This is a genomic window from secondary endosymbiont of Ctenarytaina eucalypti (assembly GCF_000287335.1).
In the GTDB taxonomy this organism is placed as follows: Bacteria; Pseudomonadota; Gammaproteobacteria; order Enterobacterales; family Enterobacteriaceae.
The window spans coordinates 938,880-951,888 of sequence record NC_018419.1; the positions used below are offsets into that span (position 1 = coordinate 938,880).

Here is a 13,009-nt window from a genome sequence, read left to right on the forward strand (position 1 = left end):
CAGCAAAACTTTTTATCAGCTCTTTACGGATCGCGAGGTCAACCTACCTAGCATGTCAACGCTATTTGTCTCTGATATTCATCTTAACATACAAGCGCCGGTCATTACCGGCAGTTTTCTACATTTTTTACGTACCCGCGCTACCGCCGCTCAAGCATTGTATATTCTTGGCGATTTGTTTGAGGTCTGGATAGGCGATGATGATACCAATCCCCTGAATTACGAGATCGCTAACGCGCTACAGGCACTCGGTCAGAAAGGCATTCCCTGCTATTTCATTCACGGTAATCGTGATTTTCTGCTCGGCCACCGATATGCTATAATTTCCGATATGAAACTGCTTTCCGCACCACAAGTTATATGTGTTCACGGCGTTCGAGTAGTAATATTGCACGGTGACACCTTGTGCGCCGACGATAAAAACTACCAGCGTTTGCACCGCATATTTCATCAAGACTGGTTGAAGAAACTCTTTTTGGCGCTTCCATTGCGACTGCGAAAACAAATATCGAAAAAAATACGCGCCAATAGTCGACTCGCTAATGCTAAAAAAACTGCCAGCGTCATGGACGTCAATGCACAATCCGTGATGTCGGTAATGGCGCATACCGACGCCATGGTGATGATCCATGGCCATACGCATCAACCGGCTATTCACGTTTTGCCTGGGGGACGCCTTCGCGCAGTGCTTGGAGCGTGGTACCACCAAGGCGTAGCTATTGAGGTTACGGGAGAATACGTCTCACTGCATGAGTTTCCTCTGCAGTTCTGAGCGCTCTCTTCTTGAGAAACTGAATCCCCTCATGTCTACCGACGAATACAGTATACTGTCTTTTCTATAAAGAGCGCTTGATTAACCTGCCAGCTATAAGTGCTTATCGGAAGAAGAGGTCGTTCTATGTTTATAGTTTTTTGATGAGAATACATGCATGAACAGGACACCACTCGCCTGATTGAGCAGGGCCTGCACAACTCTCTGCACGCGAAACAATACAATGGCTCTACTGGCAGTTATTATCGATCGCCATCAACTATTAAACTCTTAAGCATTAAGAGTTACTGTTTAAGTCCCAAGCAGCATCGAGAAACATTATAACTTCTTCTAGGACCACAGTGAGCGGTAGGTAACGGTTAATATCTTTTCTACAGGCAACCTACTCACTCGTCTTTTATTGACAGAGCATTGACGCATGAAAAAACTAATGCGTAAAGCCGTGCAATCAAAGCATGGCATTTCTCTTAGATCTATACCCTCGATTCTTCTAAAGATCAGAACACACATACAGCCTACACCCTTTAGATAGACTCATTATTAGGTTCAGCAGAAGCACTCTCGTGCTTTATATTTCCTAATCGATCACAGATAGTTATAAACCATGAGAGACTTTAAATGCATCAATGCAATTGAAAATAATAAATTGTTATTTTAATTAAAAATTTTTAACTGTTTATGATGCGTAATGCTGTCAATGTTGTTGTATTTAATTAGATTAATATAGCAGCGCACTATTGTCCGAGATTAAATAATTATTTAAAGTTAAAAATAATATATAAACTAACTATTCTGGCATAAGCCTGTATGAGAATATGCTCATGATCTCAACCTCGACTTTCTTACATATGACCTAACTTTATAATTTTACTTTTCATTGATTAATCTGTTAACGAAAACGAGCACATATAATCAGTTTATTTAATCAGTGCCTTTCAAAATCACACGATCCTAAATATAGGAGGAACACACACACTATGCAGTGTAACCCAGCTACGGAAAAAATCGCGCTTATCATGGGTTCGCAAAGCGATTGGGGCACGCTACAATGTGCTGCTGAAATTTTGACAGCTCTAAACGTTTCCTTTGATGCAGAAATTATTTCAGCTCACCGTACGCCTGATAAATTATTTTATTTTGCTGAGACGGCTGCTGAGAACGGTTATGCAATCATTATTGCCGGGGCGGGCGGGGCCGCGCATTTGCCTGGCATGCTGGCCTCTAAAACACTAGTGCCGGTACTGGGGGTGCCCGTGCAAAGCGGGGCGCTAGGGGGACTAGATAGTCTCTATTCCATTGTGCAAATGCCGTGCGGTATTCCAGTTGGCACATTGGGCATCGGTACTGCCGGCGCTACCAACGCCGCCCTGCTAGGTGCCCAGATTTTAGCCCTACATGACGCGCCATTAGCGATTCGTTTAAGCCAGTGGCGCCGCCGACAAACCAATGAGGTACTGAGTCATTCAGATCCTCAGGGGGGGGTATGAAGCCAGTCTATGTCCTTGGGACGGGTCAACTAGGTCGCATGCTACGACAAGCTGGTGAGCCCCTGGGTATTACAGTGTGCCAGGTTGGGATAGATGCCGCACCCTCGGACATTCCTTTCAGGAACGCCGTGATTACTAATGAAATAGAGCAATGGTCGGCAACCGATCTCACCCGTAAATTAACACGTCATCCTAATTTTATTAATCGTCATATCTTTCCGAGGCTAGCTGATCGGCTTATGCAAAAACAGTTTCTAGATCAGCTATGTTTATCAACAGCCCCCTGGGTGCTGTTGATAAGGGATAATCAATGGCCGGAGGTGTTTATCTCCTTCGATGATCTAGCCATCGTAAAGCGTCGGGAAGGTAGCTATGATGGTCGCGGCCAATGGCAGATCAAGCCGGGGTGGCAGGATACCCTACCACAGGATTGCTACGGCCACTGCATCGTCGAGAAAGGTATTCACTTTGACGAGGAAGTATCGTTAGTGGGCGCACGGTCTGCTGATGGCACCCAAGTCTTTTATCCTCTGACCTATAATTTTCATCAAACTGGCATTCTACGTGCCAGCGTCGCGTTTCCCTTACAAGATAGCTGCCTGCAGACGCAAGCAGAAAACATGCTCAGCAGGATCTTAGATGAGCTTGAGTATGTCGGTGTGATGGCGATGGAATGCTTTATTGTCGGAAAGAAGCTGATTATCAATGAACTAGCTCCGCGGGTGCACAACAGTGGCCATTGGACGCAAAATGGTGCCTCTATCAGTCAATTTGAACTACATTTGCGCGCTATTTTAGAACTACCGCTACCTATACCCGTCGTTAGCGCTCCTGCAGCCATGGTAAATATCATAGGAAATGGTATTAATACCGCCTGGCTGGAAGACCCATTAGTACATTTACACTGGTATGATAAGGAAGTATACGCTGGACGAAAAGTCGGGCATGTTAACCTGACCCACCCTGATAGAATCACACTTAGCAGCAGTCTGCAGAAATTAGCAAAACTACTACCAAAAGAATATCAACCTGGGGTCTATTGGGCAAAGCAGAAGCAGACAGGTTGAAACAAGAGGTGGCTCTCTCTTTCTGCGAACGATTGATAATACATCTACACCTTGCGGATGACATGCGAGCTGACGTAGCAACTAAACGGCTCTCTAAGCCTGCTGGCAGGGCTCGGGCTATGACTCCGTCTTCATAAGGACCATATGTCGAAAATGTTCGTTATACATGAGAAGATAAGCAACGATACATTCGTCAACATGCCTACAGGCGCATAGCCAGCAAGGTAGGTGTTCTGGAACATCATTAAAGGTGTATCGGAACGTAACCCTTGGAGCGGTATAAAACAAAGCGACGCCTTATAGATCATTGATATGATAAAAAAGCTATTAGCGATGATAATCGTCTTCATTATCGACAATAGATTCCTCAAAGACTCGCACGAGGAATTGATAGGTACTGCAATGGCCTTAATTAAACCCAGCAGGGCTTATAAAGCATGAAATACTATATTGTGGCGCAGTTATTATGCAATGCAGCAGCTATTTCCTATGCTTAATAAAAACAATCGAGTACAGTAATTGAAAAAATTCGTTACCTCCCCCGACCCTCCAACCGCCATCTACAGCACACCCACCTACTACATCATCGATGCTATAGTACTATAGTCTTATCTGGGCATAACAGAAGTCTGTCACGCTGCAAACAAGCGGTGATCTTTTTTTACTAATGCCAGTCTCATTCTGCCTGCACGCGGTTAGAGAGAGGCGATGTTGTTGGTGCTTTTCATAAATAATGGAAACCATGCTTCTAAACTTTAGAATTGCTATACACATAATATGTGAAAACAAAGTTTGTAATCTGGTGGCGTGTTGATTTTATCAAAATACCACAGCCATGAATAATCAGTATCCATTTGGCGGTCACTATGCCTAAAAAAGTAAAGGGATTACAACCGCTTGCTTCCATAAAATAACTCTTCTGCACTGCCGTACATTTCTAGATGCGAAGTTGCATTTGTATCAGTCTTCTTAAATAAGAATGATGTTATCATGACTTTTCAGTTACCCGATGAATCACTGTGACCGACAGTCATGCAGTTAGAATGCATGAGTAGCTGATACGCTTGAGATAACACACATGTCCTGCCTAAAAATTTATACTATGGAAAATGTGACTGTTATTTAGAAAGCTTCTAAAACACCACGTTGATATTTTTATATACCATGCTACGTTCTAATTTCGATGGCGCTTAATCTCTTACGTTGTTAGAGTATCAACAATACCATTCAATGCAACTAATATTAACTTTCAAATTTTAACAAGAGTAACCCGCTAACATCTTCCAACTGTTTATATTTTTCTACACTGCCTGAATATACAAAAATAACAACAATAGGGATTAGCTGATAATGAAAAGCACTGAAACAGCATGCTATGAGGTAGTCGTGAGTGGCAGCGGCATAGTAGGTGCGACGCTTGCCTTGACCTTAGCCTTGGCGAGATTTCGAGTGCTGGTTGTTGACTCAAGGCTTCCAGAATCCTTATCGGATGAGTTGACACCTGATTTACGCGTGTCGGCTATGAGCTGTGCTTCAGTAGCGCTACTGCGCCGTATCAAAGCCTGGCAACGTATTGGTGATCGTTTCTGCTCACCATACCGCCGACTAGAAACCTGGGAATGGCCGTCCTCACGAGTTGTGTTTGATTCCGCCTCCTTAAACCTTCCAGAGCTGGGTTTTATTGTAGAGAACTCTAGACTTCAGAGGGCGCTTTGGCAGGGATTTGCCACCTGCGATACACTAGACTTCCGTTGCCCAGACACCCTCAAGAGCATGATTTATGAGGATGGGCACTGGCGCTTGACGCTTAGTGACAACACTAGCATTATTAGCCAAGTCTTGGTAGGCGCCGATGGGTCAGAGTCTTGGATACGGCGGCAAGCATGTATTGGAGTTAGCGGCTGGCAGTACCGGCAATCCTGTCTTCTTCTCAATGTAGAAACTCTAGATCCAAAAAAGGATGTCGCCTGGCAAGCTGTGCATGCTTCCGGGCCGCGCGCATTTTTGCCGCTCTATGGTAGATGGGCGTCTCTTGTATGGTATGACAAGGCTTCACGTATTCGTCAACTAGAAACACTCTCTCGGCCGTTGCTAACGAAAGAAGTGCGGGAGGCCTTTCCCTATCGGCTCGGGGAGTTTACGCTACATAATTCGGCATCATTTCCCCTGACACGCCGACATGCCAGGGAATATGTCAAGCCAGGGCTGGCGCTGATCGGGGATGCTGCGCACACTCTGAATCCACTGGCCGGACAAGGAGCCAATCTCGGGTTGCGTGATGCTCAGGCTTTAGCAGAGGTATTAATTGACGCTCGAAATCATGGCGAGCCCTGGGATACGCTTCCAATATTACAACGTTATCAGCAACAGCGCCGTGGCCATAATTTCATGATGCAAGCTAGTATAGATACGTTTTATGCGGTATTTAGTAATGATTTGCCGCCCATCAAGATTGCGCGAAATCTCGGCCTAATGCTCGTTCAGCGCACACCTAAGTTTAAGCAGTGGCTATTACGTTACGCGATGGGAATATGAACACCTGCCTATAAAGTGTTTCTGACGCCGTATTGCACACCTTTAAAGATATATTTTGCAAAAGCAAACTCCATGATGCCTCACGGTAAACGATAAAAATTTATTTTATTTCCAAGCGTTTTCATTTTATTTTATCTCGCTGATTAACTGGTGATTAATAAAAACGTGGCATGCGTGATGAGGTCGTGCATTACATGCAATGGTCTTGTCTCACTATAACTAAGTTTTTTTTGAAAAAACATTCCTTGTTAGTAAATTAACAGCTCAACTCATGAGCTTCATGTTAATAAATAGTCGTCATGTCTCAACAGCACCGTGACGTTATCTGCTCTACTCCTCTATTGACTTATAAACTCTCTTAAAGCAGCGCGACCCTTTAAAAGAAATCAATAGAATTGATAAATACGTCGGCTATTGCTACATAAAAATAGATAACTGCTCTTGCATGATTGGGCATAATTTTACTACTCACATCAGACAATCATCATAGTGCTAAGCATACAATGGGCATTTCAACTTATGACGAAGGAAGCTAAAGTAGTTTTTAGTCCTATGCTTACAGTTGATCTCGCTAACGCTAGGATACTTACAGGATCCCTGATTTAGAAAGAGAAGCAATAAACTCTATTACATCATAAACATATCAATAGATAACGCAGTTTCACTGTTATCTCATAGATAAAAAATCTTCAATGATTGTTATAAAAAAACCTTCAACATCTAGAACTAGAATATCGAGCAACGCAAAAAATGCCATCAGCTCTATCTGATGGTAGAGAGTGTGATGCACGGAATAATCTCTGCACCTCCTTGCCGAACAGCCCGAAGGCCCGGCTTGGAGCCATCACCACATAGTTAAACATAAGCACCCAGAAGGCACTTGTATTCCCAGAAAAAACAGTCAGTGATTAGCGACATCTGCTACATACAGCAGCTATATTCCTGCGCGCAGTACTTATAGGCAGTCCCCTACATCGGAATGATTATGCTACGCCAGTAAATGATCGACGTTAAGAGTAAAAAGCGTAATTTAATTAATGTGTTAAGAGTAAAAAACCGACTGCATTTCGTCACAATAGCCCGAGTGCCTAATAAAACCGTTTGTGACGTAAACTACCTAAAAATATTTCATCTACTCCTCGGGTAATACATTTCCAATAGAAACTGTCTTTCGTATAATAAACACTGTTTTTATTATCTCATCATTAGACCCGGTGTGACGTGTTTCTAATGGTCTGTGCACGTTCATTCTTCTTTTGTTTCGGAGCACAAGCAGTGACTGATATGAACCTCTTTGATCTTTTTCTAAAAGCAGGCTTTTTAGTAAAATGCGTTATACTCATTTTAATTTTTTTTTCTATCGTTTCCTGGGCGATTATTATGCAGCGTTGGCGTGTTCTTGTCTCTGCCACACGTGAATCAGTAACCTTTGAAGATAAATTCTGGTCTGGCATCGAATTGTCCCGCTTGTATCAGGAAAGCCTGACGCGCCGGGACAATTTAAGCGGCTTGGAGCGGATTTTTTACTCTGGCTTTAAGGAGTTTGCACGCCTGCATCGTGCGAATAGCAGGGCCTCCTCATCGGTGGTAAAGGGCGCCTCCCGTGCCATGCGTATATCCATGAATCGTGAAGTAGAAGCTTTGGAAACTCATGTTTCATTTCTCGGCACGATCGGTTCCATCAGTCCATATGTCGGTCTTTTCGGTACAGTGTGGGGCATTATGAATGCTTTTGTTGGGCTAGGCGGTGTCAAGCAGGCCACGCTGCAGATGATAGCGCCTGGAATAGCTGAAGCACTGATCGCTACGACCATCGGTCTGTTCACAGCCATTCCCGCAGTCATAGGCTCTAATCACCTGACCCTTCGGGTCAATAAGATTGCACAGAGGTACGATAACTTTACAGAAGAATTTATCGCTATCCTGCACCGTCAGGCGTTCGCCGGCGATAGCCCCAAATAAGCAGGAAATAATATTTTGTCTAGAAAACGTTTTCACGGCACCATCAAGTCCGAAATTAACATCGTCCCCTTGCTCGATGTACTGCTAGTACTGGTGTTAATATTTATGGCAACAGCACCAGTGATTACGCAGAGTGTTGAGGTAAATTTGCCGGATTCAACCGACTCTAGGATCGTCGGTCAGGACGAAAATCCGACAATCATCGTTGAAGTGACGGGGATCGGGCAATACAACCTCATGGTAGATCAGCGCCGCCAAGAAAACTTGTCATCTGAAAAGATTTTTTCCGAGGTACAGGCCCATATAACCACTAACACTAAGACGGTGTTTTTGATAGGCGGCGCCAAGGAGGTACCGTATGATGGGATCATAAAGGCATTAAACTTACTACATCGGGCTGGCGCACATTCAGTAGGTCTGATGACGCGTCCTATATGACACATACCCTTATGACACGCGTTATTATCAGCCGACCTCATTTTGGGAATCGACTTTTTTGAAGGTCATTACACAGAACAACACACTTAAACGTGCAATGATGCTATCTTTCGCACTTCATTTCCTGCTGAGCGGCCTCCTGATCTGGGGCTCGATGTCTAATCCAAAAGAATCTAGACAAGGCGGTAACGGAGACTATATTGATGCTGTAATAGTCGATACCAATGCTGTAATGCAGCATTATAACCGTCAAGAACAGCCGTCTCTCAGCGTCTGTGAGAAACAACCTTTTTCCGCGAAGAGCGGAGCCGAAACGCAACAACAGGATTTCACTCGAACAACAGCAAGACAGGTAAAATTCAAGAAGCGGCAGGATAAGACTGTCAGAACTCAACCCAAAACCAAGACTCAGGCCGAGGAGGAGGTAAAAAATAATATTACCTCGATTGAGAAATACACGACCGTGCAAACTGCCACATGGCCTAAAGATATCGATGCCTTGCTGAACGCCCTTACAGATATTAAGAACGCACCCAACGACAGCATATTCGAAGAAGGGCGAGCAGAGGAAGGTCGGCAACACCGTCGCGACAAGCAAGCCATGATCGACTCCTACGCAGCGGAGATACGGCAGGCTATCCAGAAAAAATTCTATGACTATAGAGCCTATAGAGGTAAAACCTGTGACATCCGCTTTAAATTAGCTTCAGACGGTCTTTTGATATCGGTCAATGCCATTGGAGGTGACCCGGAACTATGCCAAGCTTCGCTCTCTGCAGCGAAATTAGCAAATATCCCCCCTCCACCTAATCAGGCGATATATAAAGCTGCCAAAGAAGGTAGGATAATCTTTAGGCCAGAATAAAATGCTTTTGTGAAACTTTAGTGTCATCTATACAGTCTGCTTTAGTTTAAATGTTTTTTATAATTTATTTAAAGTAAAGATATAAGGGCTTGTAACCCGATTCCTTTACAATGCTATAATTGTATTAGCCGACCCTATCGTTGGTTTAGGAGATAAAATGCATCAGGTATTACGAGCGGTGTTAAGTGTTGTATTTTTTTTATGGACTTCGGTACTGCAGGCGGAAGTGCAGCTTTTAATCACCCAGGGGACGGAATCGGCCCGACCCATTGGGGTAGTACCGTTTCAATGGAATGGGCCGGGTGCTGCGCCTGAAAATATTGCCGGTATTATCATTAATGACCTACGCAACAGCGGTAAGTTTGCTCCTCTAGACACTACCCGCCTACCACAGCAGCCAACTACCGCATCAGAAGTCACCCCAATCACCTGGACGGCAAGTGGCATTGACGAGGTGATCGTTGGTAAAATACAGCCAAGTGCAGACGGTGACTACATAATCTCTTATCAGTTAGTAGATACCTCAAAAAGTCCTGGTGCGATTTTAGCGCAAAACCAATTCACAGTGGCCCGGAAATGGCTGCGCTGGGCAGCGCATACTATTAGTGATGATAGTTTTGAACAGTTAACGGGAATAAAAGGCGCGTTCCGCACGCGTATCGCTTATGTAGCAAAAACTAACGACGCGCACTTTCCATATGAATTGCGCATAGCTGATTATGATGGTTATAATGAAACGCAGGCAAACTGCTCACCTCAACCACTCATGTCTCCGGCCTGGTCCCCTGATGGGGCGAAGCTAGCGTACGTTACCTTTGCAAGCGGACGCGCAGAATTGGTTGTTCAGACTCTAGATAGCGGCGCTGTTCATAAGGTTGCTAGTTTTCCGCGGCATAACGGTGCGCCGGCCTTCTCGCCGGACGGAAATATGCTTGCTTTCGCTCTATCTAAAACGGGCAGCCTAAATTTGTATGTCATGGATTTAAGATCGCATAATATTCGTCAGGTGACGGATGGTCGTAGCAATAATACAGAGCCGACTTGGTTCCCGGACAACCAGACGCTGGCGTATACCTCTGATCAAGGCGGCCGTCCTCAGGTGTATAAAATTAATATTAATGGCGGCACACCACAGCGCCTTTCTTGGGATGGCTACCAGAACCAAAATGTGAACGTTAGCTCAAATGGCGAGTTCCTAGCTATGGTCAGCAGCAATAAAGGCACGCAGCATATAGTAAAGCTCGATCTGCTAACAGGAAAACTACACGTATTGACAGATAGTATATTGGATGAGACGCCTAGCATTTCTCCCAATTGCACAATGATTATCTACAGCACTTCTCAAGGGATAAGTTCTGAGTTAAAGCTAGTTTCTAGTAATGGGCAGTTTAAAACGCGTCTTCCAGCAACTGATGGACACGTAAAATCTCCCGCCTGGTCACCATATCTGTAAGACATGGCTGTATTATTTTCAAGCATAAAAATCATATATCATCATCAATGATGCTCACTGGATGCATATTAAAAATAGTGTTGATAAAAAAAGGTTTTAAATCAGTCATGCTCCCTCTCATAATAAGACCTTCAAGCAGCGCTGATCTCTAACCTTATAGGCTTAATCCATCAATTTTCATTGTTCCCCCTTACAAAGCAAAACTCCGATTGAATCGAGAAGGTCGCTATTTGTCTTTTTAGATCGGGGCTTCCCATTATGTTGATAATAAAGTGAATATTAGGTCTCTTACAGAGCGCGTAAGCGGAATTTCTTGACTCGATCTTGAAACACACACATGCATAAACTAAACGCTAAGATGCTTATATTATTTTTACGTAGACTGCACGTAAAAAAGCGACTCTTAGAGTTACAATATAATCTACGTCCTACTATGACTGGCCTATGTCTCATCATATTCGCTTAACAGAGTTAAGTCAAAGGGAACAGGAAAACCCAACATAAAAATCTAGAACAAGGTAAATTATATACCCTAAGCACCATCAGGCCGTAAATACCTATATAGATAAAACTATCTGTACTGATTTATCAGAATCACAGTAGTCTAACAGATGCAACATCATTGATGATTAAATACAGAAAACCTAACAGAAAATGTAACATATAAGTAGATCACCGGACATGCAATAGACATTTTTTAATAATCATTTATTAAGAGGCATTAGATACAGCCCATAAGCCCACGCTGGGGGTGAAGTGTTAGTGATTCATGCTTCATGATACTATATGCGTGACTATGCGGTTAAAAATCAGCATTTGAGCCAAAGGTTGTATGATTAAACAAGATCAGTGGCAACCAGCGCTTTATGAGCAAAGAGGAATGTGCCTGTTGAAAAGACCTGTGAGAGCTCTCATATGTTTACGTGATTATCGCGGGAAAGTAAAAAACTCTCGAGGCGTTGATAATGTTCAAGGCGCTTGAGTACAGATTAGCGCTACTATCGCGTAACGATAGCCCCGCTAGGGAACGGCTCTAAACAAACTAAGTTGCTCAACAAAACACCTTATGCATGTAATTTTACACTATAAAAGGAATATAAAATGGCAATAACGAAGGCGCTTAAAAATTTAATAGTCGCGTTGCCGGTGATAATACTTTCCGCATGTAGTTCTCAGAGAATGCTTAACAATGCCGACTTAGCTTCAATGAGTGCCGATGCTAATACTGCTATAGACATAAACAATAACAATACGTTTTCCAACGATCAGGAGGCCCCTCTGAACATGAAGAAGCCTCAGTGCGACAATGTGGTGTACTTTGATTTAGACAAATACGATATTTTCTCTGCATACACTCAGATGCTTAACGCTCATGCAACTTTCTTGCGCATTAACCCGCTCTACACAGTGACTGTTGAAGGCCATGCGGACGAACATGGAACGCCAGAATATAATATTGCGCTGGGTGAGCGCCGGGCTAATGCCCTAAAAATATATCTTCAAGGGCAAGGTGTTCCCGCTGATCAGATTGCTATCGTATCTTACGGTAAAGAGAAACCAGCTGTATTAGGGCACGATGAAGCAGCTTACGCTAAAAATCGTCGTGCTGTCTTATCCTACTAAGAGAATGCAATGAGAAATTATTTCAGATTTTATCTATTGAGTCTGTCATTATTGATTGGTGTATCAACTCCCTTGGCTGCTACAATTCAAGCGCCAATCAGTACCGTCTGCTCTAGCGCAGTAGAAGACTGGGTCACTTACATTGATCGTATTGCTATCGCGCATAGTCAACTGCTAACCCAGATTCAAGATCAGCTCGTCGCCAATCAGCACGAGATTGATTCTCTACGAGGTCAGCTTCAGGAAAACCAACACCAGCTGTCGCTCGTGATCGAGCGGCAGCAACAGATCTACCAGAATATGGATAGTCCGTACAGTAAATCTCCGCCGGCTTCCAAGAAAAATGAGGCTAAAACGTCTAAAACAGCTAGCAGTAACGATGAAGCAATAGACTATAATGAAGCGGTAGCGCTAGTACTACAGAAAAAACAGTATGCCCAGGCGATTAGTCGATTCCAGAACTTTGTTAAAAGCTATCCTAATTCAATTTATCAACCCAACGCGTATTACTGGCTTGGAAAGCTGAATGTTAAGCAAGGTAAAAAAGAGAATGCTATATATTACTTCGCCCTGGTCGCGAAGACCTATCCAAAATTTTCTAAAGCTCCTTCCTCGCTGTTGAAGGTAGGCATGCTAATGCAGGAAAAAGGCCAAAAAGATAACGCCCGGGCCGTTTTTCAACAGGTTGGAAAACTATATCCCAGCTCCGCATCTGCTAAGCAGGCGCAAAAACAGATATTAAAATTGTAATCCCTACAGGTTTGAACAAGAAAATGGCGGCGAGCATCAGGTCAATGTGCTGTTTAA

General features: G+C 43.7%; 10 protein-coding genes. All 10 read left to right on the forward strand.

What is annotated here, in order from left to right:
• Positions 1-52 precede the first annotated feature (52 nt).
• The 10 genes from A359_RS02625 (at position 53) to ybgF (ending at position 12,952) form a co-directional block, all read left to right on the forward strand.
• On the forward strand, positions 53-772 hold the full coding sequence (locus A359_RS02625; protein ID WP_014888311.1) for a UDP-2,3-diacylglucosamine diphosphatase: 720 nt from the start codon (positions 53-55) through the stop codon (positions 770-772).
• 977 nt (positions 773-1,749) lie between these two features.
• On the forward strand, positions 1,750-2,259 hold the full coding sequence (purE, locus tag A359_RS02630) for a 5-(carboxyamino)imidazole ribonucleotide mutase (RefSeq protein WP_014888313.1): 510 nt from the start codon (positions 1,750-1,752) through the stop codon (positions 2,257-2,259).
• The gene (gene purK, locus A359_RS02635) at positions 2,256-3,326 is read left to right on the forward strand and encodes a 5-(carboxyamino)imidazole ribonucleotide synthase (protein WP_014888314.1); all 1,071 of its coding nucleotides are present in this window, start codon (positions 2,256-2,258) and stop codon (positions 3,324-3,326) included. The genes purE and purK overlap by 4 nt, the downstream gene beginning before the upstream one ends.
• 1,350 nt (positions 3,327-4,676) lie before the next feature.
• Positions 4,677-5,861 (forward strand): FAD-dependent monooxygenase, encoded by a 1,185-nt coding sequence (locus A359_RS02640; RefSeq protein ID WP_014888315.1) that lies wholly within the window; start codon positions 4,677-4,679, stop codon positions 5,859-5,861.
• 1,275 nt (positions 5,862-7,136) lie between these two features.
• Positions 7,137-7,823 (forward strand): Tol-Pal system protein TolQ, encoded by a 687-nt coding sequence (gene tolQ / locus A359_RS02645; protein WP_014888316.1) that lies wholly within the window; start codon positions 7,137-7,139, stop codon positions 7,821-7,823.
• Between the two features lie 15 nt (positions 7,824-7,838).
• A complete protein-coding gene (gene tolR / locus A359_RS02650) occupies positions 7,839-8,261 on the forward strand; it encodes a colicin uptake protein TolR (RefSeq protein ID WP_014888317.1) in 423 nt (140 codons plus the stop codon).
• A 154-nt stretch (positions 8,262-8,415) separates the two neighbouring features.
• A complete protein-coding gene (tolA, locus tag A359_RS02655; RefSeq protein ID WP_160142731.1) occupies positions 8,416-9,126 on the forward strand; it encodes a cell envelope integrity protein TolA in 711 nt (236 codons plus the stop codon).
• A gap of 157 nt (positions 9,127-9,283) precedes the next feature.
• On the forward strand, positions 9,284-10,579 hold the full coding sequence (gene tolB / locus A359_RS02660; RefSeq protein WP_014888319.1) for a Tol-Pal system beta propeller repeat protein TolB: 1,296 nt from the start codon (positions 9,284-9,286) through the stop codon (positions 10,577-10,579).
• Between the two features lie 1,101 nt (positions 10,580-11,680).
• Positions 11,681-12,202, forward strand: coding sequence for a peptidoglycan-associated lipoprotein Pal (pal, locus tag A359_RS02665; RefSeq protein WP_014888320.1), 522 nt, complete (start codon positions 11,681-11,683; stop codon positions 12,200-12,202).
• A gap of 9 nt (positions 12,203-12,211) precedes the next feature.
• Positions 12,212-12,952 (forward strand): tol-pal system protein YbgF, encoded by a 741-nt coding sequence (ybgF, locus tag A359_RS02670; RefSeq protein ID WP_014888321.1) that lies wholly within the window; start codon positions 12,212-12,214, stop codon positions 12,950-12,952.
• The last annotated feature ends 57 nt before the right edge of the window (positions 12,953-13,009 follow it).

Excerpts from the sequence above, each read along its gene's own strand:
- A359_RS02625 (WP_014888311.1), top strand. The coding sequence starts at position 53 with ATGTCAACGCTATTTGTCTCTGATATTCATCTTAACATACAAGCGCCG.
- purE (WP_014888313.1), top strand. The coding sequence starts at position 1,750 with ATGCAGTGTAACCCAGCTACGGAAAAAATCGCGCTTATCATGGGTTCG.
- purK (WP_014888314.1), top strand. The coding sequence starts at position 2,256 with ATGAAGCCAGTCTATGTCCTTGGGACGGGTCAACTAGGTCGCATGCTA.
- A359_RS02640 (WP_014888315.1), top strand. The coding sequence starts at position 4,677 with ATGAAAAGCACTGAAACAGCATGCTATGAGGTAGTCGTGAGTGGCAGC.
- tolA (WP_160142731.1), top strand. The coding sequence starts at position 8,416 with ATGTCTAATCCAAAAGAATCTAGACAAGGCGGTAACGGAGACTATATT.
- tolB (WP_014888319.1), top strand. The coding sequence starts at position 9,284 with ATGCATCAGGTATTACGAGCGGTGTTAAGTGTTGTATTTTTTTTATGG.
- pal (WP_014888320.1), top strand. The coding sequence starts at position 11,681 with ATGGCAATAACGAAGGCGCTTAAAAATTTAATAGTCGCGTTGCCGGTG.
- ybgF (WP_014888321.1), top strand. The coding sequence starts at position 12,212 with ATGAGAAATTATTTCAGATTTTATCTATTGAGTCTGTCATTATTGATT.